18 protein-coding genes are annotated in these 22,609 nt (G+C 52.8%); 3 read left to right on the top strand and 15 right to left on the bottom strand.

All coding sequences use genetic code 11. The annotated features are described in order from the left end of the window. Positions 1-2: 2 nt before the first annotated feature. The 11 genes from fcl to WB237_RS02040 form a co-directional block, all read right to left on the bottom strand. Positions 3-968, bottom strand: a complete 966-nt coding sequence (gene fcl, locus WB237_RS02090; protein WP_028016375.1) for a GDP-L-fucose synthase — start codon at positions 966-968, stop codon at positions 3-5. Positions 969-970: 2 nt separating this feature from the next. After that, positions 971-2,092, bottom strand: coding sequence for a GDP-mannose 4,6-dehydratase (gene gmd / locus WB237_RS02085; protein WP_028016374.1), 1,122 nt, complete (start codon positions 2,090-2,092; stop codon positions 971-973). Positions 2,093-2,115: 23 nt separating this feature from the next. After that, entirely contained in the window at positions 2,116-2,664 is a 549-nt protein-coding gene (wcaF, locus tag WB237_RS02080; RefSeq protein WP_049008267.1) for a colanic acid biosynthesis acetyltransferase WcaF, read from the bottom strand. Positions 2,665-2,680: 16 nt separating this feature from the next. Next, on the bottom strand, positions 2,681-3,427 hold the full coding sequence (gene wcaE / locus WB237_RS02075) for a colanic acid biosynthesis glycosyltransferase WcaE (RefSeq protein ID WP_114977770.1): 747 nt from the start codon (positions 3,425-3,427) through the stop codon (positions 2,681-2,683). A gap of 12 nt (positions 3,428-3,439) precedes the next feature. After that, positions 3,440-4,660, bottom strand: coding sequence for a colanic acid polymerase WcaD (gene wcaD / locus WB237_RS02070; protein ID WP_134707762.1), 1,221 nt, complete (start codon positions 4,658-4,660; stop codon positions 3,440-3,442). Next, positions 4,635-5,852 carry a colanic acid biosynthesis glycosyltransferase WcaC gene (gene wcaC / locus WB237_RS02065; RefSeq protein ID WP_336209797.1) on the bottom strand — a complete coding sequence of 406 codons (1,218 nt, stop codon included), beginning with the start codon at positions 5,850-5,852 and terminating at the stop codon, positions 4,635-4,637. Before wcaC ends, wcaD begins: the two co-directional genes overlap by 26 nt. Continuing rightward, positions 5,849-6,340, bottom strand: coding sequence for a colanic acid biosynthesis acetyltransferase WcaB (wcaB, locus tag WB237_RS02060; protein ID WP_023312402.1), 492 nt, complete (start codon positions 6,338-6,340; stop codon positions 5,849-5,851). The genes wcaC and wcaB overlap by 4 nt, the downstream gene beginning before the upstream one ends. Beyond that, positions 6,340-7,182, bottom strand: a complete 843-nt coding sequence (gene wcaA, locus WB237_RS02055; RefSeq protein ID WP_114977768.1) for a colanic acid biosynthesis glycosyltransferase WcaA — start codon at positions 7,180-7,182, stop codon at positions 6,340-6,342. The genes wcaB and wcaA overlap by 1 nt, the downstream gene beginning before the upstream one ends. 96 nt (positions 7,183-7,278) lie before the next feature. Beyond that, positions 7,279-9,441 carry a tyrosine-protein kinase Wzc gene (wzc, locus tag WB237_RS02050; RefSeq protein ID WP_336209792.1) on the bottom strand — a complete coding sequence of 721 codons (2,163 nt, stop codon included), beginning with the start codon at positions 9,439-9,441 and terminating at the stop codon, positions 7,279-7,281. Positions 9,442-9,443: 2 nt separating this feature from the next. Beyond that, positions 9,444-9,887, bottom strand: a complete 444-nt coding sequence (gene wzb, locus WB237_RS02045; protein WP_336213441.1) for a low molecular weight protein-tyrosine-phosphatase Wzb — start codon at positions 9,885-9,887, stop codon at positions 9,444-9,446. A 6-nt stretch (positions 9,888-9,893) separates the two neighbouring features. After that, a complete protein-coding gene (locus tag WB237_RS02040) occupies positions 9,894-11,033 on the bottom strand; it encodes a polysaccharide export protein (protein ID WP_028016366.1) in 1,140 nt (379 codons plus the stop codon). 692 nt (positions 11,034-11,725) lie between these two features. Between WB237_RS02040 and WB237_RS02035 the strand changes: the two genes are divergently transcribed. Beyond that, positions 11,726-13,309: a TerC family protein gene (locus WB237_RS02035; protein ID WP_336209790.1), complete on the top strand. Its 1,584-nt coding sequence runs from the start codon at positions 11,726-11,728 to the stop codon at positions 13,307-13,309. A 42-nt stretch (positions 13,310-13,351) separates the two neighbouring features. On the opposite strand, the gene asmA is transcribed toward WB237_RS02035, so the two are convergent. The 3 genes from asmA to udk form a co-directional block, all read right to left on the bottom strand. Beyond that, positions 13,352-15,202, bottom strand: coding sequence for an outer membrane assembly protein AsmA (asmA, locus tag WB237_RS02030; protein WP_336209788.1), 1,851 nt, complete (start codon positions 15,200-15,202; stop codon positions 13,352-13,354). A gap of 23 nt (positions 15,203-15,225) precedes the next feature. After that, positions 15,226-15,807: a dCTP deaminase gene (gene dcd, locus WB237_RS02025; RefSeq protein ID WP_020883257.1), complete on the bottom strand. Its 582-nt coding sequence runs from the start codon at positions 15,805-15,807 to the stop codon at positions 15,226-15,228. Between the two features lie 91 nt (positions 15,808-15,898). Continuing rightward, the gene (gene udk, locus WB237_RS02020; protein WP_008500855.1) at positions 15,899-16,540 is read right to left on the bottom strand and encodes a uridine kinase; all 642 of its coding nucleotides are present in this window, start codon (positions 16,538-16,540) and stop codon (positions 15,899-15,901) included. Positions 16,541-16,883: 343 nt separating this feature from the next. Between udk and WB237_RS02015 the strand changes: the two genes are divergently transcribed. Next, a complete protein-coding gene (locus WB237_RS02015) occupies positions 16,884-20,213 on the top strand; it encodes a diguanylate cyclase (RefSeq protein ID WP_336209784.1) in 3,330 nt (1,109 codons plus the stop codon). Here the strand turns inward: WB237_RS02015 and alkA are convergent. Continuing rightward, the gene (alkA, locus tag WB237_RS02010; RefSeq protein ID WP_336209783.1) at positions 20,178-21,050 is read right to left on the bottom strand and encodes a DNA-3-methyladenine glycosylase 2; all 873 of its coding nucleotides are present in this window, start codon (positions 21,048-21,050) and stop codon (positions 20,178-20,180) included. The two genes, WB237_RS02015 and alkA, sit on opposite strands and share 36 nt — an antisense overlap. 130 nt (positions 21,051-21,180) lie before the next feature. Between alkA and yegD the strand changes: the two genes are divergently transcribed. Beyond that, positions 21,181-22,533 (top strand): molecular chaperone, encoded by a 1,353-nt coding sequence (yegD, locus tag WB237_RS02005; RefSeq protein ID WP_336209782.1) that lies wholly within the window; start codon positions 21,181-21,183, stop codon positions 22,531-22,533. Positions 22,534-22,609 lie beyond the last annotated feature (76 nt).

The raw sequence follows: 22,609 nt of genomic DNA, 5'->3' as shown, positions 1-22,609 counted from the left end.
CATTACCCCCGGAAGCGGTGCTGGTTTTCCAGGAACCACTGGTAAGTACTGGCCAGCCCCTGCTCCAGTGACACCTCGTGGTACCAGCCCAACTGATGCAGACGAGTCACGTCCAGCAGTTTGCGCGGCGTGCCGTCCGGTTTCGTGGCGTCAAACACCACGCGGCCTTTGTAGCCCACCACCTGCGCGATGGTTTGCGCCAGCTCGCGGATGGTGCAGTCAATGCCAGTGCCCACGTTGATGTGCGACAGCATTGGCTCGGTGTTCTCCTGCCACACTTCGCGATCCAGCTCCATCACGTGAATGCTGGCGGCCGCCATGTCGTCCACGTGCAGGAATTCACGCATTGGCGTGCCACTGCCCCACACCACCACATCCGGCGCGTTTTCGGCGGTCGCCTCGTGAAAACGACGCAGCAGCGCCGGGATCACATGTGAGTTGCTCGGGTGGAAGTTGTCGTGCGGCCCGTACAGGTTGGTCGGCATCACCGAGCGATAGTCGCGGTTATATTGACGGTTGTAAGACTCGCACAGCTTGATCCCGGCAATCTTGGCGATGGCATAAGGTTCGTTGGTCGCTTCCAGCGTCCCCTGCAGCAGTTCGCTTTCGGCGATTGGTTGCTTCGCCATTTTCGGGTAGATACAGGATGAGCCGAGGAACAGCAGCTTATTCACGTTGTGCAGGTGCGCCGCGTGAATGATGTTGCTCTCAATCATCATGTTCTCGTAGATGAAATCTGCCGGGTAAGTGTTGTTGGCGACGATGCCACCCACTTTCGCCGCCGCCAGATACACCTGGTCAATGCGTTCGTTTGCAAAGAAGTCCTGTACCGCACGGCTATCGAGCAGGTTCAGCTCGTCACGCGTACGGACAACCACTTCAACGTCACCGCGCTGCTCCAGCTGGCGAACAATCGCGGAACCCACCATTCCGCGATGACCGGCGACAAAAATACGTTGTTTTGTCATTCTCAGGACTCCAGCGCGATGGCAACCTCGTAGCCATGAGACTTGAGCAGGGAGTGTTTTTTCGCTGCTTCAAGATCTTTGGCTACCATCTCGGAAACCATCTCCTGCAGAGTGGTCTCTGGTTTCCAGCCCAGGGTCTCGTGCGCTTTGGTTGGGTCACCCAGCAGGGTTTCCACTTCAGCAGGACGGAAGTAACGCGGGTCAACCTGAACAATCACGTCGCCTGGTTTCACGCCCGGTGCGTCGTGGCCAGTGACGGAAACCACAATGCCCTTCTCATCCACACCAGTGCCTTCGAAGCGCAGTTTGATGCCCAGCTGTGCCGCAGCCATTTCAACGAACTGACGGACGGAATACTGCACGCCGGTCGCAATGACGAAGTCTTCTGGTTTGTCCTGCTGCAGCATCATCCACTGCATTTTCACGTAGTCTTTGGCATGCCCCCAGTCACGCAGGGAGTCCATGTTGCCGAGGTGCAGGCAAGACTCCAGGCCCTGAGCGATGTTGGCAATTGCGCGGGTGATTTTACGGGTCACGAACGTTTCGCCGCGGCGTGGAGATTCGTGGTTGAACAGAATGCCGTTACAGGCGTACATGCCATAGGATTCACGGTAGTTTACGGTGATCCAGTAGGCGTACAGTTTTGCTACCGCGTAGGGTGAACGTGGGTAGAACGGCGTGGTCTCTTTCTGCGGGATTTCCTGCACCAGACCGTACAGCTCAGAGGTAGATGCCTGATAGAAACGGGTTTTCTTCTCAAGACCAAGGAAACGAATCGCTTCCAGCAGACGCAGCGTGCCCATGGCATCAACGTCAGCGGTGTATTCCGGGGATTCGAAGGAGACCGCAACGTGGCTCATCGCGCCCAGGTTGTACACTTCATCCGGCTGCACTTCCTGCAGAATACGGGTCAGGTTGGAGGTATCGGTCAGGTCGCCGTAGTGCAGATGGAATTTCGGGTTCGCCGCATGTGGATCCTGATAAATATGATCCACACGTTCAGTATTGAAAGAAGACGCACGACGTTTAATACCGTGCACTTCATACCCTTTTTCCAGCAGTAACTCTGCCAGGTAAGAACCATCCTGCCCGGTAACGCCGGTGATGAGAGCGACTTTAGACATGTTTTATTCCTCTACATATGAATTTAATCAGTTTCAACGCGTTCGCGTATCACCACTGCGGGGTTGCCACGGCAAACTTTATTTGCCGGTAGCGATTTAAAAACGCTGCTGCGGGCACCCACTACCGTGCCATCGCCAACAGAAACACCCGGTGCAACAAAAACATCTGTTGCCAGCCAGCATTTTTCACCGATCGCAATTGGTGACGCGGTAATATCAAAATGCTGACTCATAAAATCGTGGCTGCCGGTGCACAGATAACACTTCTGTGAAACCACCGAATTTGCGCCAATCGTAATTTCGCCAAGGGTATATAACACCGCGTCATCCCCTACCCATGCGTAATCCCCAAGTGTTAATTTCCATGGATAGGTAATTTTCACTGAAGGTCGGATGACTACGTTTTTTCCGATTTTTGCGCCAAACAGGCGTAATAAAAATGCCCGCCAGCGGTACAATATTTGTGGCGACCAGGCAAATAACGTTGCCTGAACGGCCCACCACAACTGCACCTTAATACCGTTGCCTCCGCGAAAGCCTTTCGGCACGGTGAATCCTTTAAGATCCTGCATTGCGTTTCCTTATATTTCAGGCTTTGTTATATAAGGCTTTGGTTTTACCCGTGGTCTTCAGACGTAATAAATAAGACAGTTCTGCCCAGAAAGCCGGCACGCGCAATATTTTACGCTGCACGCTTTTTGCATCCTTACACAATTCCAGATTATTCGAGGTTGACACACCGCCCATGGAAAACTCAGACACCAGGCCTTTAATTCGACGGAACGGGTAACCAGACTTATATAAACTGGCTGCCAGCGCATAATCGGATGACACTTTATATTGCAAGTCGTATGGCTGCTTTTTCAGACCTTTTACCGGAAAGAAAATGGCCTGATGACTGGCGGGTAAACTGTGGTAGATATACCAACCCGGCTTTGCACTACGGCAAACTTTATGACCATCACCGAAATCCAGCAGCGCATCACCAATCACCATGGCATCATCTTTCTGTCGTGACAGTTGACGAGCAAATTGCGCCACGTCGTCGTGGAACACATCGCCAGAGTTCAGGAAGATCGCATAGCGCCCCTGCGCCATCTCAATGCCTTTATTCATCGCATCGTAGATGCCTTTATCTTTCTCACTGATGTAGCGTAAATTGAACTCACCGTTGAGTTTTTCCAGAAACTCCGCCGTGCCATCGTTCGACCCACCATCAACCACGATCCATTCAAAAGTGAGGCTTGGATCGCGCGCCAGATTGCGCAGCGAGCGCCAGGTTTTTACCACCCCTTCGTAATTACGAAAAGCGACAGTAATGACGCTTAGAAACATAAGACCACCTCGTCATGAATTCGTAATATTAAGCGCTTTACGCAGAATAAACGGACAAACAATTAAGAAAGCATATTCCGGGCTAAATATTGAACCGGTAAAAAACAGCGACACTGGCGTAAACAGATAAAGTTGCACGCGAAAGTTCTGGTTATCACCAAACGCGTTAATCATCATTTTGAAAACTTTAAACAGATACCAAATTGTCAACAGTACGGCAAACCACGAAAAATAAATAATTAACAGATACAGACCATTGTCTATGGTTTTACCGACATCCGCACCGTTAAAGATTCCGAATGATGCAACATATTCGTAAAGTGAGCCGAATCTTACTACACCATCAATATGGGTTAAGGAATAACCCACCATCACCAGCGGACCAATGATGCGATAATAAGACGAAGACCCTTCTGTTCCCAAATCACCCAGACGTTCTGAGATGTAAGGGAAAGCAAATATCACGCCTACCATAAATACCGTCAGGGAGATAATCGCCAGCGGCAGTTTTTTCTTAATCGCCTCTTTGTTCAGATACTGGAACGCCCACTCAAGCAGGTAAAACAGGATAAATGTCATTACCCCTGAGAACGATCCTGACAGAACAATTCCTGCAAGAATCATAGCATCGGTCTTAGGCGTTTTGATACCAAACTGTTTGATGCTGAGCCAAATTGAGATTAACGCCAGAGCGAAAAACGCCGGTTCAAAATAGAGGGCTGTGGTACGCTTCCCGCCAAACTTGATGAAGTTCAATACATAGCTGTTACTGTAAATGAGATACTTCGAAATTATCTCCATCAGGCTGCTGCCACCGGTCAAAATAATTTGCATCATTTCCAGTGCAGCAAGCATAACAATTAACGCAACGGCAATATAAAAGAACCTAAGGATTTTCCGATAATTGTGCGGAGAAATCGTTTTAAACCGAATACTCCAGACCATTCCGATAATAATGACAATATAAACAAACAGCATGGTCGAGGTGACGTATTTACTGGCATCCAGTGACTGACCAAAGATGTAGTTAAATAACGTCAGGCCCGTGCCCATCCCCAGGGCAATCATCAGCTTCTTAAGGTTGATTTTATCGACATACAGCAGAAGCAGGACAGGCAAGAAAGTGACGATAGTTATCGGGAAGCTTTCGCCAAGCTGGGCAATCTTAACGTTAACCAGCAGGTAGATCAGCGGCAGCAGGAGATAACTACAGATTCTGATAGAACGAGACATACTCCTCCAGCATCTGTTGTCCACTGTAGGCCTTGCGGCTGCGCTTGCGGAACGATTCCAGGTCAGTACCAAATACGGCCTGCGCGATATCGGCTTTCGGCAGTTGCACCAGCGGCAGCACCTCGTTTTCAGCGAACGTTTTACCGCCCGATTTTTCCAGCACTTCGCGCGCAGCGTCGCTGTGGGTGGCAATCACCGGCACGCCGATAGAGAGCGCTTCGCAAAGGATCAGGGGGTAGTTATCCACCCGGGAGCTGAACACCAAGGCATCCATTTCGTTCAGTGCACTCATCAGTTTGCGTTTGTCGGTTTCAAATCCGTGATTGACCACGTTTGCCCCTTCGAACGGGGAAAACTTGCCGAAGGTGTGCAGCTCGATTTTGTCACCCAGCGCCATCATGTCGCGCACCAGTTGCTGATTGGTTTTACCGTCGTAACGCAGGTCATGCGCAACGATAGCGATTTTCGGTTTGCCCGTGGTTTCGGCCACCGGAGTCAGCTCGGCAAGAATGGCTTCCGTCGCCACGTCGATGCCGTTGTTGATAATCTTGCAGCGCCCTGCCCCGTAAAGACTGTTGAACGCATCCGCCACATGCTGGCTTGGAGAGATAAACGTGCACCCCAGCGAAAGCATGTCGCGGAACAGCTGGCGCTTACCTGCCACCAGTTGATGAGCACGATCCACTTTCACCGGTGGGTAGTTACTTAATGTCGGGCATTTCTGGCAGTTATTTTTCCAGCCTTCGCAACCGTCGGTAAACGCACAGCGGCCAGTTACACTCCAGTGATCGTGCAGCGTCCAGACAAAGCGGGTGTCCGGTTTATGTGCCTGCACGTTCTCACAAAACGCCACCACCTCTTCCAGGTTGAGCCAGTAGCTGTGCAACACATGAAAATGCAGCACCACCGGACCAGTGGTTCGCGTCACAGTGCGGTAAAGGTTATTCAGGTTGCCAAACAGATCGCGGTTAAACAGGCGAAACAGCGCAATGTTGGCAATCGACGTCAATCGTGGGGTCTGTTTCAACACCTGCGGATAGCGATCGTGGCTAACGCTTTTCTTGCCGCCCTTGCCATAGCCGTAAATAAAACGAGACTGAAGTCCTTTTTGCAGCGCGCGCTGATGCAGATCCAGCGCCACGCCGGCCGCCCCGCCTTCTGCGAGGCGTACGTTAAATTGCAGAATATTCATTTAATCACCTTCACGCGGGCTTTTTCTCCCACCACCAGCGCATTATCCGGAATGCTGTCCAGCACCACGCTGCCAGCGCCAATGGTGACGTTATTACCAATCGTAATATCGCCAATGATCACCACGTTCGCGCCGAGCTCGACGTTATTGCCGATAACCGGGCAGGCAAGACTGTCTGGCCCACGGTTACCGATGGTGACCGCATGACGAATAGTGAAATCATCCCCGGCGACCACGAACTTGTTGATCACCACCGCATAGCCGTGGTGGATGGTAAAGCGGCGGCCAATGGTGGCTGCGGCCTGAATCTCATAACCAAAAAAGCATTCGGTGATGATGCGGTACAGCACCAGCACCGGTGCCGCCCAGATATTGTTCAGCACATTTTTCTTGCGCCACACCGAGCAAAAGTGCGCGATGCGGTAGGCCAGGACCATGCAGCACGGGCGCAGGCTCCAGCTGTTTGCGCGGCAATCTTCCAGAAACATTATTTCCCCCGAAGCCCGTCAGCCAGACGCTTGCCGTTACGCACGGACAGCAATGTCAGCAACGTGCGCCAGTTCATGCGCTTGTTGCGAATCTGATAGAGGGTAAAGAGCTGATACTTCCGGCTGGCACGGTCAAACTTGTCCTTGTGCTTGCGGTAAAAATGGAAGTAACCCGAGAACTTCTTCGGCGAGGAGGTGATTTGCATCTCCCCGTGGTTGATATGCAGGATCTGCGTGGCCTCTTCCACTTTCCACGGCTCACCGTATTCCACCACCATCCGCAGGAAGATGTCGTAATCCTGCGCGGCCTTGAGTTCGGTATCGAACAGGCACTCTTTAAAGCGCCACGCCCAGGTAAAGACCTGGTTACCAATAATGTTGCGCTTGTAGAAAAGGCGTCGGGAGTACGGTGATTTCGGGTACAACGGCAGGCTGGCAGGCTGCGAGTAGACTTCGCCCTGACAAACATAATCGTTGGCATACAGGAAAGCATGCGTGACCAACTGTTCCTTGTGCGACAGGAATGTCGACAGACGGTTCGGCGTCCATTCGTCATCGTCATCAATTCCGGTCAGATATTGCCCTTTGGCCTGCATAATCGCCTGATTACGTACCGCACACGCGCCGGAGTTGATCGCGTTATGGGTATAGCTAACGCGTGGGTCATTGAGGTCAGTGACAAACTTTTGCAACTGCTCATACGAAGAGGAACAGTCATCTACGATGATCAGCTCCCAGTTATCGTAATCCTGTCGCAGGACGGATTTAATCGCGCGGATCGCCAGTTGCTGACGATTCCATGTCGGCATATAGATAGAAACTAAAGGGCGTTGTGTGGTCATGGTCTTCCCCTTATCCCTCACCCCGCCCCTCTCCCGGAAGGAGAGGGAGAAAAGCTGCTCTCCTCTCAGAGGAGAGGGTTAGGGTGAGGGGGATTTTTATTTGCTGTCAGATTTGTATTCGTACTCGTAGTAACCGTAATCCTGATACCCGCTCGCGCGACGGAAGATGGAGTTCAGGATCACCCCTTTGACCTCAATCCCGTTCTGTTCGAAGCGGCTCAGGCTGGTTTCCACTTCTTTAATGGTGTTCACCGCATAGCGCGCGACCATCAACGTAGTACCAGCAAGACGGCCAACCACGGCGGCATCGGTCACGGCCAGAATTGGCGGGGTATCAATTAGCACCAGGTCGTAATGCTTACTTGCCCACTCCACCAGCTCGGCAAAACGCTCGCTCATCAGCAGTTCAGATGGGTTCGGTGGTACCTGTCCACGTGGGATCAGGTCGAATTTCGGGATCGTTGTCGGTTTCGCACTCTGGCTGATCTCACCTTTGCCGAGCAGGATTTCCGACAGACCATTTGTGTTGTTGGTGCCCAGCAGTTCATGGGTATAGCCTTTGCGCATATCGCAGTCGATCAGCAGAACACGCTTGTTAGTCTGGCTGACCACCGCCGCCAGGTTGGCGCAGACAAAGGTCTTACCGATTGACGGGCTAACACCGGTTAACATCAGGACGTTGTTTTTGGCCTGCATCATGGCGAAATGCAGACTGGTGCGCAGGCTACGGATCGCTTCGATGGCAAGGTCGGTTGGGTTACCCACCGCCAGCAACTGGCTTTGTTTGTAACGCTTAACGCCTTTGATGGTTTTGACGCTGTCACGGGACTTTTGCCATTCAGACAGCGGGATGCTGGCGTAGACGTTGATACCATTCTCTTCCAGCACCTGCGGGCTTTCGATACCGCGGTTGAACAGCGAACGCAGCAGCACGCCAACGATGGAGAGCATCAGACCGAGAATAATGCTGCCGAGAATAATCAGCGCTTTCTTCGGCTTCAACACACCAGGCTGAGTAATGGCCGGGTCAACAATACGGACGTCCCCGACGGTACTGGCTTCGGTGATTTTCAGCTCCTGCTGTTTGTTCAGCAGTTGCATATAAACCTGCTGGCCCGATTCCACGTCGCGGGTCAGACGCACGATCTCCTGCTGCGTTTTCGGCATCGCGGTCACACGGCCGTTGAGTTTTTCCTTTTCCTCTTCCAGCGTGCGGCGTTTCTCAAGTAGCGTGCGGTAGGCCGGGTGACGTTTGGTATAGAGCTTAGAAATCTCGGCTTCTTTGAAGGTCAACTCGTTAAGCTGAGCATCAATGTTGACCATCGAATCGAGAACCGATTTCGCCTCCAGCGGCAGGTCGACAGAGTCTTTATCCTGACGATAAGCGTTCAGCTTGTTCTCTGCGTCGTCCAGGCGAGCGCGCACTTCCGGCAGCTGTTTCGCGAGAAAGGCCAGGCTTTTCGCTGCTTCAGCAGACTTACGCTCGACGTTCTGCTCAAGATAGTTGCGGGTGATGCTGTTCAGGATATTGCGAATCTGATCTTTATCTTCACCGGTAAAGGTCATGCTCAGTACACCTGTGTCCTTACCGTTTTCGGTGACGGTCAGATTGTTTTGCAGATTGTTGATCATCCCCAGTGTGGAGAATTTAGTGACGGTAAACTCCCCCCCTTCATGGGCGTTAATCGCGCTGACCATCATGCTGACGCCTTCTTTGGTCAGCATCTGTCCCACTTCGCCGCGCGCGCTAAAGCCCGCATCGCTGGTCAACTGGTACTGTTTCGGGCCAAGCACCGTCAGGGTAAACGTCTGATCGGCAGCCCCTTTCGGCAGCACGAAGTCAGTGACTTTCACCGTGTCATTGTTGCGCCCCATCAAACGATCCCAACCGGCACCAAATACCGGGAAGGTATTTTTGGTGACAGAGATATCGAGCCCGAGGTCGTGAACTGTTTTACCCAAAACCAGACGCGACTGGATCAGCTGAATTTCAGCGTCGGATGCCGGCGGTTTGTTCGCCAGCGCAGAACCGATATCCTGCACTAGCGAGTTGCCGGTATTTTGTTCAATCTGCACCAGCGCATCAGCGCTGTAGATAGGCGTTGCGAACAGCGTATAGACGACAGCGGCAGCGGCAAACACGGCGGTGATCCCAAGCACCCACCACTTTGCCTCTACGACCGTGCCGACCAGGCGCCCAATATCAATTTCATCACTGCCCGAAGTCGGGGCGGCAGAAAGTCTTGTTTTTTCTGTCATTGTTATCCCTGCTGAGCTTTCAGTGCCTGCGCCCATTGTTGGGCAGACTGGTCAAGTAAGGTGTAAACCGCCTCGAAGGCCTCATGGCTTTTGCGATACGGGTCAGGGATTTCGCGTTCATTGTCCCAGTGACCAAACAGCATCACTTTCCCGCGCATCTCCGGTGCGATATCGCATAGCGCATGAATATGGCGTTTTTCCATCGTCAGGATCAGGTCATATTCACGGCACATCCGGCCGGTGACCTGGCGGGCAATGTGGCCATCAAGAGAAAGGTTATGATCCCGGGCCACGCTCGTTGCGCGCTCATCAGCACCTTTGCCGACCAGCGCCCCCAGCCCTGCAGACTCAACGACCAATGCAGGCTGGTACTGTTTCAGCAACCGTTCAGCCGTGGGGGAACGGCAAATGTTCCCCACGCATACCACCAGAATTTTGTTAAACATCATGGATTACCAGGTATGAATGTCGCGCGCCGTATCCGTCATGTAGCGAACGCCACTGATGGTTGGCAGCAACTGGTTGATCAGACGGTTCCAGCGAGCAACCGGCGCGGTGGTGACGTACACCACATCGTATGGCTGGAGACGGAACTCCGTGGCCATTACCAGAGAGGTCGCATCGGACATATCCAACTGATAAATGTTGGCAATCTTGCCTTTCGCGCTGCCCTCACCTTTCAGCGGACGGATCACAAAGATGCCGCTGGCGTTAGACGAGGTCAGATCGATACCTTCCGCATTGCCCAGCGCTTCGGTCAGGGTCATACCGCTGAAGTCCATTTTGAGGGTGCTCTGTTTCTTCACTTCCCCCATCACAAAGACTTTCAGATCGTCATTGCGTGGCACGTAAAGAATGTCACCCGGATAGAGCAGCCGGTTCTGGGTCAGATCGCCGTTTTGCATCAGCGCCTGCAGAGAAATACGCTGCTCTTTACCGTTGTGGGTCAGCACCACGTTGCGCCAGTCGGCACCATCGGTTAAGCCACCCGCAGAGTTAATGGCGTCCAGCACAGTCAGTGGGACGTTGGTGATGGCCTGCTGACCTGATTTGTTCACCTGGCCGGAGATATAGGCCTTTTGCGAGCGGAATGCGGCGATATTAACGTCCACCTGCGGGTCAGCGATGTACTGCGCTAAGCGGCCGGTAATATCACTACGGATCTCGGCAAGCGTTTTGCCGGCAACATGAACTTTGCCGATATAGGGATAGAACATGGTGCCGTCAGACTGCACCCAGTTCCCGGTGTCGCTTGAGCTACGGTACTGACCCGCAGGGGTGGTCAGTTCAGGGTGGTCCCAGACGGTCACGTTGATAACGTCACCCGGCCCCACGCGGTACTGGTAAGCGGCAATCTCCTGGTCCAGAGACATATTCGGCTGGGCAACATTTGGACGTGGACGCAATTGTTCCACCAGACGCGGCGTGAGTGGATAAACATTCACCATTTTGTCGAGATCAAAATCGGCATCTTGTTGTTTAATCACGTCCTTGCCCATCGTGGACATATTGCTGCCGGGAAAGACCGTACAACCGCTCATCAAGAGTGCAGATACCAATAATGGCATCAATTTCATTTTGGATTTCATCATTGATTATTTATCACTTTGGCAGAGTAATTATCCCGTTCAATTTAAATAAGCTCGAGCTGTATTGGGTTTCAGCATGCAGTTAATCAAATAGAAATATAACTGGCATCAGTCCTAAAAAAAGCTTATTCATCCATTGGCTCTTGACAGAATAACCGGGGCTGATTCACACGCTTTCAGGCACGCTACCGCCCTTGGCTTTCAGTTACCAATCCACTGACTAAACAATGTGTTATGGATAGACGCCCTCTTGAGGATGGTCTTCTGGAAATATATCAACCGCCTGAAACATCCAACGGATAATGAATAGCCCTGTCTGAAGACCAAAACAATAATTGCAACACCGAGATTTAACATTTGGTGCCGGGAGAATTGTTGCAGCTTACCTAATAGCAGGCAAGGAGACATCTCTCTCAATATCTGTTTTTAAGATTAATATTAAGAGCAAAGTTTTTACCTTTTAGGATTTTCTTTATATTGACAATATAAAAATAAAAACCATTAGCTGCGATATATCCTAAAATTTCTTTCTGTAATTAAATCTACGTATTTACCTTATTTACAGTTTGAATCTCTGACACTCTGTTTAGCACAACGTATTAAGAGAAATCGCATCCCGGCATTGCAATTTCTTTCAGCTTTATCCATGATCGAAGTGTGACATTAGTCATATAACAGAAGGTATTGCTCTTACTATGGAATGGATTGCCGATCCATCAATCTGGGCCGGGTTGGTTACGCTGGTCGTCATCGAATTAGTTCTCGGTATTGATAATCTGGTCTTTATCGCCATCCTTGCTGAAAAGCTTCCCCCTTCCCAGCGCGACCGCGCGCGCGTGACGGGCTTACTGCTGGCGATGGCGATGCGATTGCTGCTGCTGGCGTCAATTTCCTGGCTGGTCACGCTAACTAAGCCGCTGATTACTCTCTACAGTCTCAGCTTTAGCGCCCGCGATCTGATCATGCTCTTCGGCGGGTTGTTCCTGTTGTTCAAAGCCACAGTAGAACTGAACGAACGGCTCGAAGGGAAAGACAGCGAAAATCCCACCCAGCGACGGGGAGCTAAATTCTGGCCGGTAGTGGCACAGATTGTGGTACTGGATGCGGTCTTCTCTCTGGACTCAGTGATCACTGCCGTCGGGATGGTGGACCATCTTGCCGTCATGATGGCTGCGGTGATTATCGCCATCACGCTGATGGTAATGGCGAGCAAAGCGTTGACGCGGTTTGTGAACAGCCACCCGACCATCGTCATCCTCTGCCTGAGCTTCCTGCTAATGATTGGCTTTAGCCTGGTAGCCGACGGTTTTGGCTTCCATATTCCTAAAGGCTACCTGTACGCCGCGATCGGCTTCTCGGTGATGATTGAGTCACTGAACCAGCTCGCCATATTCAACCGTCGCCGCTTTTTGTCGGCAAACCAGAGCCTGCGCCAGCGCACTGCCGATACCGTGATGCGCCTGCTCAGCGGACAAAAAGAGGACGCAGAATTAGATGCCGAATCTTCTGCGATGCTGGCCGATCATAACGACGGGCAGATCTTTAACCCGCAGGAGCGGCTAATGATTGAGCGGGTGCTCAATCTGAATCAGCGTTCAGTCAGCAGCATCATGACTTCACGTCATGATATCGAGCATATTGACCTGACAGCACCGGAAGAACACATTCGCGCATTGCTGGATAGAAATCAGCATACCCGTGTGGTCGTGACTGGCGGTGAGGAAGAGGAAGAGTTGCTGGGGGTGGTACATGTCATCGACCTGCTGCAACAACAGTTACACGGTGAAGCGTTAAACCTGCGCGTGCTGGTGCGCCAGCCACTGGTGTTCCCCGAGGGGTTGCATCTGCTCTCTGCCCTTGAGCAATTCCGTAACGCGCGCACACACTTCGCTTTTGTAGTAGATGAGTTTGGTTCGGTTGAAGGGCTGGTCACGCTCAGCGACGTGATGGAAACCATCGCCGGTAATTTGCCAAACGAGGTAGATGAGATTGATGCCCGCCACGACATCCAGAAAAATGCAGATGGCTCATGGACAGCCAACGGCCATATGCCGCTTGACGACTTGATTCAGTACGTCCCCCTGCCGCTGGATGAAAAACGTGAGTATCACACCATTGCTGGTCTGCTGATGGAGTATTTGCAACGTATCCCGCAGCCGGGGGAAGAGGTTCAGGTGGGGGACTATCGGCTCAAAACGCTACAGATTGAAAACCATCGCGTGCAGAAGGTTCAGATCATCCCCCTGCGGGATGAGGACGAGATGGATTTTGAGGTGTAAAAAAGCCGGGTGGCGCTTGCGCCTTACCCGGCACAACCTACATCAAAGCTTATCCAGCAACTTCTTCACATCCTTGCCTGTCTGTGAATCTTTATTACGATCCGCCCAGTTGTTAAGCCGACGTTTGGCCTCATCCTGCAGATGCTTACGCAGGATCTGATCCACCTGAAGACTGTAATTCAGCGCCTGCCATTTGCCATAAACGCTAAGCGGGACCGGTGTCTCTTTCAGGAAGTCAATCAGCTTACTTTCACCCTGCCAGCCGGAAAGTACCCTGATATTAAAACGTGTATCCGCCGTTTCTTTCACCAGATCCAGTGAACCCTCCCCCGTCAGCGACAGCACGGAAGAGACTCCCTCCATGCCGTCCAGAGTAAGCAGCCCGTTATCCAGCGTCATGTCGGTGGTGAAATTGTCGAGTCGCGTTGCGCTGTCGTAGTTTTCCTGGGCTTTCACATCACTGCTGCGTTCAACTGCCTGCTGCACCAGTTGCTGGAAGTTAAGCCCTTCCATACGGGAGTCTTTCAGGTCGACATGCGCCTGACCTTGCCACTCGCGACGGAAAGCATCGGCATCAATTTTTGTGCCGGAGAAGTCGCCTGCCAGCGTCAACTGCCCGGTCAGAGATATCGGGTAGTTAAATGCTTTCAGGATGGTGCCGATCTCCACGTTATCGAGACGCGGCTGGAATTCGGCGCTGGGAACATCTTTACGGACATCCAGAGTACCCGGCAGTGAGAGGTGTCCAGCCCCTAGTTTACCGCTCAGTTCGGAGATCACCAGCAAACCGTTATGGTTAAACATCTGGCTGCTTACATCAGTAAAATCAATACCGCGCCAGCGCAGGCTATTGGCTTTCAGCAGGATATCTGCTGTAAATCCGCGCAGCGCGTTATAGTCAGGTTGTTCAAGATTGGACGAGATAACCGGACGCGACATGGGTGCCTGGCTTTGCCCCGTTTGCGTGACATCGCTGTCTGTTTCGCTTGCAGGCAGAGGGGGCAGCAGGTTCTCCAGGTTAAGTTTGTCAAACTGTAGATTCAGAACCCACTTAGGTTTTTCCTCAAGAGAGACACTCGCCTGCCCTTTCAGGCTACTGTCATTCGCCTGCAGGTTGAGGTTATCCAGTTCCAGCTGTTTTTGTTCTTCGCGCCACACGGCCTGCAACGTCCCCTGACCGGTTATCCCCTGAGTGGGAAGATCGGCTCCCGTCAGTTGCCAGTTCAGTTGTTGAATGTCGGCGGTAAGCTGATGCGGATAATCGGACGCATTCACACTGGCATTCAGTGACAGGGTCAGATCGCGCTGATCGCGGTTCACCCGGCCGCTAAAATCCAGCGAGGCAAGATGATGCTCATCCTGCTCCATATTCAGGTTGATATTTCGTACGGTGACCTGCTCATCACCTTCATGCTGGAAAACCAACACACTATCGGCCACCTTCAGTTTGCCGATATCAAATGACCAGCCCGTATCAGACGGTTCATCTGGCAAGGTATTTTCTCGCGGCGCAACCGGCGCATTTGCGTTCCGCACAGCTTCGGTCTGCGGAGTGAGCTGGATCACCGCGCCTTTCAGCATCACCTGGTTAACCTGCAACTGGTGAGAAAAGAGCGGGATCAGCGCCACATCAAGACGCATGTTGTCTGCAGAGACCAGTGGTAAAGATGCCCCCGGCGCCGTTAATGACATACGACCAGAGAGAATGCTGAGTTGTGGCCAGACGTGCCAGCGCAGCGGCCCATCAAGCTTCAGTTGATAACCACTACGAGCCTCGACCTGCCGCACCATATAAGCGCGGAAATCATTTGGGTTAACCAGCAGAACCAACGCTGAAAGGCCAGCAACCAGCACCACCAGCAAAATCATCAGCGTTGTCAGAACTCTTCTCATGGCATCCTCAGTGGACTAACTGATCAGTCTTTATCAATACGGCTGGCAACCGCACCCTGCTGGTCGCGATATTTTGCGTCCTGACGGCGGTTATAAGGACGATCAGCCGGGCCAGTCAGCGGTTCAAAGCTCAGCGCACCAATCATCATGCCCGGGCGCAGCGCCAGAGGCAGTTTACCGGCATTGAAGAACTCCAGCACAATACGGCCAGACCAGCCGGGATCAATACGGTGCGCGGTCACGTGAACCATCAACCCCAGTCGCGCCAGTGAAGAGCGACCATCCAGCCAGCCAACCAGGTCCGCCGGCAGCGTCACGGATTCATACGTCACCGCCAGCGCCAGTTCACCTGGGTGCAAATAAAAGGCTTCGCCTTCGTCGATGACGATTTCATCACTCATCACGCGATCAAGCGCGGCGCTGACTTCATCCTTCGGCCCGCTGAGGTCGATGAACGGCGCGGTATGGCCACTAAAGGTACGGAATTTATTCCCCAACCGCACATCAACGGTCACACCATTGATACGCTCCACCGGTGGACGTGGGGTAATAGACAAACGGCCTTCATCCAGCCAGGCTTCAATATCGCGATCACAAAGACGCATGGCACTTTCTCCTTTCATGCATCGTACCCTGAGGCGGTAAACACTCAGGGTAAAACCAGGTTATCTCTGAACGGTACACAATTCACGCGGCTTATTCAAAAAACTGGCTGATTTTCGCTTTTAAGATATCAATAGCAATGCGGTTTTTGCCCCCACGCGGCACGATGATATCGGCGTATTGCTTGGACGGTTCAATGAATTGCAGGAACATTGGACGGACCGTTTTCTGGTATTGCGCCATGACGGAGTCCATCGAACGACCGCGCTCATTAACGTCACGTTTGATGCGGCGCATCAGGCAGATATCCAGCGGGGTATCGACGAAAATTGAAAAGTTCATGGATTCACGCAGACGGGCGTCCGTCAGGAGCAGAATGCCTTCAAGGATGATGACCTTCTTCGGCTCGATGCGGATAGTTTCCTGAGTGCGGGTATGTTCTACATAACTGTAAACGGGCAGTTCAATCGCCTGACCGCTCTTAAGTGCTTCCAGATGCTGGAACAGTAAACTGTGATCCATTGCATTTGGGTGGTCATAGTTGGTTTTTACGCGCTCTTCCATCGACAGATGGGATTGATCTTTGTAATAGCTGTCTTCGGGAATGACGCCGATGTGCTCATCACCTACTTGTTCACGCAGTTCGCGATAAAGCGTACTGGCAATTAGACTTTTACCTGAAGCCGATGCGCCGGCGATGCCTATAATGACGCACTGATGAGACTTATCAGTCATAAATTTAGCGACCTGATTAACCTGGATGTTAAGGAAGGACGACGCCGGAGCGTCAAACGCGGCAATTATAGGGATTTCGGGGGCGTGATACCAGTCGAAAGCGCAGGTTCTGCGAGACAGCCTGAAAAGTGACGTATTATTCCTTTAGTGAAATTTAAACGGACACTTTTTCAGCAATCAATATGAATTTTATAAAGAGTAACTATTTAATAAGTCTATGATGTCAAATTATGAGCAGTCACCATATGAATTGTAAATTGTTTGTACTAGCATAAACCAAATTATCAAATTCACTCGTCCGGACTTCTTTCCTGGCGGCATGGCGTCTCTGGATAAAGCGGTAATGAATAAACAATACCAGCGGGTTTTGGTTACCACCCCACATCCTTTATTACGACTTGTCTGTCTGGGCCTGGTCACCTTTATCTTTACCTTATTTTCGCTGGAGCTTACTCGCTTCGGTACTCTGCTGGCGCCGCTCTGGTTTCCCACCGCCATCATGATGGTGGCGTTTTACCGCCACGCCGGAAAAATGTGGCCGGGGATAGCCCTGGCCTGTTCGTTTGGCAATATTCTGGCTTCATGGATGCTGTTTTCGTGGGGGGCGACAAGCTTCATCTACCCCTCAATCAACGTTATTGAGGCTGTGATTGGCGCGTTGTTACTGCGTAAATTGCTCCCGTGGTATAACCCGCTGCAAAATCTGAATGACTGGATCCGTCTGGCCATTGGCAGTGCGCTGGTGCCACCACTGGTGGGCGGTGTTCTGGTCTATTTTCTGGCCCCCGCTCCAGAACCACTGCGTAATTTCCTCGTCTGGGTCTTGTCTGAAGCCATTGGTGCGCTGGCGCTGGTGCCATTAGGGTTGCTGTTTAAACCGCATTATCTGCTGCGACATCGTGACCCGAAATTGCTGCTGGAAACGCTGACCACCATGGCAGTGACGTTAGTCCTCAGTTGGGCAGCGATCACCTGGCTGCCGTGGCCCTTTACCTGCGTTATCGTTCTGCTCATGTGGAGTGCTGTGCGCCTGCCGCGAATGGAAGCGTTCATGGTGTTTCTGGTCACCGTCATGGTAGTTTCCCTGATGATCGCCCGTAACCCTGTGGCGCTGACCACTCAGCATACTAACGCCATGTTGAATGCGCCGTGGCTACCGTTCCTGATGCTGCTCCTGCCTGCCAACGTGATGACTATGGTGATGTATGCTTTCCGTGCAGAACGCAAACATATTACCGAGAGCGAGGAGCGTTTTCGTAACGCGATGGAGTATTCCGCCATCGGTATGGCGCTGGTCAGCATCGAGGGCAAATGGCTTCAGGCCAACAAGGCACTGTGCAACTTTCTCGGATACAGCCAGACCGAACTCCAGTCACTCACCTTCCAGCAGTTAACCTGGCCGGAAGATTTACATACCGACCTGGAACACCTGACACAACTGGTCAACGGAGAGATTAATACCTATACCCTCGAGAAGCGCTATTACACGCGCAATGGAGAGGTGGTCTGGGCGCTTCTTGCTGTCTCTGTCGTGCGCCATACCGACGGTTCACCCCTCTATTTTATCGCCCAGATCGAAGATATTAATGACCTGAAGCAGACCGAATGGGTCAACAAACGCCTGATGGAGCGTATTACGCTTGCCAACGAAGCAGGGGGTATCGGCATCTGGGAGTGGGATCTGGAGCCTGACATTATCAGTTGGGATAAGCGAATGTTCGAGCTGTATGAAATACCGCCGCACATCAAGCCCACCTGGCAACTCTGGCATGAAGCGATGCTGCCTGAAGATCGCGTACATGCAGAAAAAGTACTGCGGGACTCCCTGATTTCCCGTCTGCCGTTTAAGCTTGAATTCCGCATCCGCGTGAAGGAAGGCGTGCGCCATATCCGCTCCCTGGCGAACCGGGTGCTGAATAAGCAGGGCGAAGTTGAACGCCTGCTCGGTATCAACATGGACATGACCGAAGTTAAGCAACTCAACGAGGCCCTGTTCCAGGAAAAAGAGCGTCTGCACATAACCCTCGACTCTATCGGCGAAGCGGTGCTGTGCACCGATATCAACATGAATGTCACCTTCATGAACCCGGTTGCCGAGAAAATGAGTGGCTGGCTGCAGACCGAAGCTATCGGTCAGCCCATCCTGCGGGTGCTGCATATTACCTTTGGTGAAAAAGGGCCGCTGATGGAGAACATTCATAGCGGTGATATGTCCCGTTCCGATATCGATCAGGACGTGGTCCTGAACTGCCGCACCGGCGGTAATTTTGATATTCATTACAGCATTACGCCGCTCAGCACACTGGACGGACAAAACATTGGCTCGGTTATCGTGATTCAGGATGTGACTGAGTCGCGCAAAATGCTGCGCCAGTTGAGTTACAGCGCCTCCCACGATGCCCTGACCCACCTGGCAAACCGGGTTAGCTTTGAAAATCATCTCAAACGACTCTTGCAGACCGTTCGCGAAACGCGCCAGCGTCATGCTCTGGTCTTTATCGATCTTGATCGTTTCAAAGCGGTCAACGATACGGCAGGCCATGCCGCAGGTGATGCCCTGCTCCGGGAGCTCTCTTCATTAATGTTGACCATGCTCCGCTCGAGCGATGTGCTGGCGCGTCTGGGCGGAGACGAATTCGGTTTACTGTTACCGGACTGCAACATAGAGAGCGCACGTTATATCGCCAGCCGCCTGATCCATACCATTAATGGCTATCACTTTATGTGGGAAGGTCGCCTGCACAGAATTGGTGCCAGCGCAGGTATCACGTTGATTGATGAAAATAATCATCAGGCATCTGAGATCATGTCACAGGCTGATATCGCCTGTTATGCCTCGAAAAACAGTGGGCGCGGCATAGTCACGGTTTACGAACCTCAGCAGGAGCGGGATCACAGCGCACGTAGCATGATGTCACTGGATGAGCAGTGGCACATGATTAAAGACAATCATCTGATGATGATAGCCCGCAGTGTTGCCTCACCACGCATACCGGAAAGCTGTAACTTCTGGCTCATTTCGTTACGCCTGTGGACCAGCCAGGGCGAAGTACAGGAAGAACACGCCTTCCGATCTGGCCTGGCGGAACCTGAGCTGTTGCACGCTCTCGACAGACGTATCTTTAGTGAGTTTTTCCGTACCTCTGCCGCACAGGTCGCGAGTAAAGGTATGGGGGTCGCACTGCCGCTTTCTGAGGTCGGTTTAGCCAGCATAACGCTGGTCGATGAACTTCTCGACCTGCTGGATAAAAGCCCAATGCCAGGTCGCCTTCTGCATCTGGTTATTCCTGCCGATGTGGTATGCAACCCGGATGATAACCTGCAACGCGGGCTGCAAAAGCTTCGTCAGGCGGGCTGCCGTGTGATCTTCAGTCAGGTGGGGCGTGACATGAACGTCTTTACCCACCTGAGCGCGAATATGGCCGACTATCTGATGCTGGACGCGGAAGTGGTGACCAACGTTTATGGCAATCTGATGGATGAGATGATGGTGACTATCATCCAGGGCCATGCCCAGCGTCTGGGGATGAAAACCATCGCAGGTCCCTGTAATCAGCCGATCATGATGGATACACTCTCTGGCATCGGGCTCGATTTTATTTATGGTGACACGATTGCCGAGCCACAGCCGCTGGATCTACTGCTCAATACCAGTTATTTCGCTATCAACTGACGGCGCCCAGCCGTCGGTATACCAGATGTGCAGTAGTGCGTAAGAGCGCCAGGGCTGCCAGCGCTGAGCATAGCGACGAATTTGCGCTGGCGTCATCCCAGCGAAGCGTTGCTTAATCAGATAATCATCCGGCAGAAAAACATCCTTCGCCTGCCAGCCGCGCAGTGCCAGATAGTTTGCCGTCCAGCGCCCTATTCCAGGCCGCTGCTGTAACGCCTTCATGCCTGCCTCAACGTCCTCAGGTGGCGTCAGCGGAAACGTGCCGTCAATCACCGATTGCGCCAGATGAATCAACGACTCTGCACGTTTAACCGGCATCCCGAGCGCTTTCAGCGCCAGCGGGTCCGTTGCGGCCAGCGCTTGTGGTGTGGGGAAGCAGACATAGCCTGGCGAATCGTTTACTGGTTCACCACACAGCGCGACAACGCGTGAGGCCAGTTTTGCCGCCATTGCCACACTGACCAGTTGCCCGAGAATGGCTCGTACGCCCTGTTCGTAAGCATCCATTGCTCCCGGCAAACGTAAACCAGGCCGTGCAACGCCGAGATCGCCAAGCGTCTTGTGAATTTCATGCGGATCGCAGGCCAGATCGAACAGACGCCCAATACGCTCAAGACAGGTTTGCGCAACCGGGATTAACCCGGGGCTCAGTGTCACCTGTAGCGTGTGGGTCAGGTTATCCGGTGTGACGCGAAAGATCCCCTGGTGCCCCTCACAGGCGAAACTGCGCTCGTAATAGTGGTCAGTGACGGTCTCGACACCCTCTACCGCACGCGCGCCAAGAAAGCCAAACATCCATTGCCAGTCGTAAGGGGGTTGCCAGGTCAGGGTATACATTGTCGCTCCTTTTTTGTTCCCCTCAGCATAAACCGAAAGACCTTGTTTCGCCTTGCTTTCATATTCCTGTTGTCGCGATGCAGACATTTCGTTAAAGTCTCGCCCCTTCTCACTGGCATGGGGATTATTCGTGTTTATTGGATTTGACTACGGTACGGCAAACTGCTCGGTTGCAATTATGCAGGACGGACAGCCACAGCTCCTGAAAATGGAAAAAGAGAGCACGCTGCTGCCATCAATGCTCTGCGCACCTACCCGCGAAGCAGTCAGCGAATGGCTGTTCCGCCATCATCAGGTTCCGGCCACCGCGGCGGAGACTCAGGCATTACTGCGCCGGGCTGTCAGTTTTAACCGCGAGGAAGATATCGACGTTACGCCTTCCAGCGTGCAATTCGGCCTCTCTTCGCTCGGGCAGTACATCGAAGATCCCGAAGAGGTTTACTTCGTTAAATCACCAAAATCTTTCCTGGGTGCCAGCGGTCTGAAGCCACAGCAGGTGGCGATGTTTGAAGATCTGGTCTGCGCCATGATGCTGCACATTCGCAATCAGGCGCAAACCCAGGTGTCGGAAGCGATCACCCAGGCGGTGATTGGCCGTCCGATCAACTTCCAGGGACTGGGGGGAGATGACGCTAACCAGCAGGCGCAGGGTATCCTTGAACGTGCGGCGCACCGTGCTGGCTTCCGTGACGTAGTGTTCCAGTATGAGCCCGTTGCGGCGGGACTGGATTTTGAAGCCACACTGACGGAAGAGAAACGCGTATTAGTCGTGGATATCGGCGGCGGTACGACGGACTGCTCGCTGCTGCTGATGGGGCCACAATGGCATAACCGTCGCGACCGCGAAAACAGCTTGCTGGGGCACAGTGGTTGCCGCATCGGCGGTAACGATCTCGATATTGCCCTGGCATTCAAGAGCCTGATGCCACTGCTCGGCATGGGCGGACAAACTGAAAAAGGGATCGCTCTGCCAATCCTGCCATGGTGGAACGCTATCGCGATTAACGACGTTCCGGCGCAGAGTGATTTTTACAGCACGGCAAATGGCCGTTTCCTGAACGACCTGGTGCGCGACGCGCAGGACGCCGAAAAAGTCGCCCTGCTGTATAAAGTGTGGCGCCAGCGCCTGAGCTACCGTGTGGTGCGTACTGCAGAAGAGAGCAAAATCGCCCTTTCCGACCGCGCTGAGCATGCGGTCTCCTTGCCGTTTATCAGCGACGATCTGGCCACTGCGATTTCTCAGGACGGGCTGGAGGCCGCGCTCGCGCAGCCGCTGCAGCGTATTCTGGAGCAGGTGCAGCTGGCGCTGGAAAACGGTAAAGAGAAGCCGGACGTTATCTATCTGACCGGGGGGAGCGCGCGTTCACCGCTGATCAAAAAAGCGCTGGCGGAACAGCTGCCGGGTATTCCGATTGCGGGTGGCGATGACTTTGGCTCCGTTACCGCCGGTCTGGTGCGCTGGGCGCAGGTGATGTTTAGCTAGTCTCATTGTGCCGGGTGGCGTATCCGCTCCACCCGGCTAAAAAGAGCACCATACTCAGACCATTCCTGACAGTCTT

The organism is Enterobacter sp. P82, from assembly GCF_037053385.1.
Taxonomy (GTDB): domain Bacteria; phylum Pseudomonadota; class Gammaproteobacteria; order Enterobacterales; family Enterobacteriaceae; genus Enterobacter.
The sequence above is the reverse complement of the archived record's forward strand: the minus strand, read 5'-3'. Positions and strand labels throughout refer to the sequence as shown.

Coding starts and splice junctions, on each gene's coding strand:
- fcl (WP_028016375.1), bottom strand. CDS start 968: ATGACAAAACAACGTATTTTTGTCGCCGGTCATCGCGGAATGGTGGGT.
- gmd (WP_028016374.1), bottom strand. CDS start 2,092: ATGTCTAAAGTCGCTCTCATCACCGGCGTTACCGGGCAGGATGGTTCT.
- wcaF (WP_049008267.1), bottom strand. CDS start 2,664: ATGCAGGATCTTAAAGGATTCACCGTGCCGAAAGGCTTTCGCGGAGGC.
- wcaE (WP_114977770.1), bottom strand. CDS start 3,427: ATGTTTCTAAGCGTCATTACTGTCGCTTTTCGTAATTACGAAGGGGTG.
- wcaD (WP_134707762.1), bottom strand. CDS start 4,660: ATGTCTCGTTCTATCAGAATCTGTAGTTATCTCCTGCTGCCGCTGATC.
- wcaC (WP_336209797.1), bottom strand. CDS start 5,852: ATGAATATTCTGCAATTTAACGTACGCCTCGCAGAAGGCGGGGCGGCC.
- wcaB (WP_023312402.1), bottom strand. CDS start 6,340: ATGTTTCTGGAAGATTGCCGCGCAAACAGCTGGAGCCTGCGCCCGTGC.
- wcaA (WP_114977768.1), bottom strand. CDS start 7,182: ATGACCACACAACGCCCTTTAGTTTCTATCTATATGCCGACATGGAAT.
- wzc (WP_336209792.1), bottom strand. CDS start 9,441: ATGACAGAAAAAACAAGACTTTCTGCCGCCCCGACTTCGGGCAGTGAT.
- wzb (WP_336213441.1), bottom strand. CDS start 9,887: ATGTTTAACAAAATTCTGGTGGTATGCGTGGGGAACATTTGCCGTTCC.
- WB237_RS02040 (WP_028016366.1), bottom strand. CDS start 11,033: ATGATGAAATCCAAAATGAAATTGATGCCATTATTGGTATCTGCACTC.
- WB237_RS02035 (WP_336209790.1), top strand. CDS start 11,726: ATGGAATGGATTGCCGATCCATCAATCTGGGCCGGGTTGGTTACGCTG.
- asmA (WP_336209788.1), bottom strand. CDS start 15,202: ATGAGAAGAGTTCTGACAACGCTGATGATTTTGCTGGTGGTGCTGGTT.
- dcd (WP_020883257.1), bottom strand. CDS start 15,807: ATGCGTCTTTGTGATCGCGATATTGAAGCCTGGCTGGATGAAGGCCGT.
- udk (WP_008500855.1), bottom strand. CDS start 16,540: ATGACTGATAAGTCTCATCAGTGCGTCATTATAGGCATCGCCGGCGCA.
- WB237_RS02015 (WP_336209784.1), top strand. CDS start 16,884: ATGAATAAACAATACCAGCGGGTTTTGGTTACCACCCCACATCCTTTA.
- alkA (WP_336209783.1), bottom strand. CDS start 21,050: ATGTATACCCTGACCTGGCAACCCCCTTACGACTGGCAATGGATGTTT.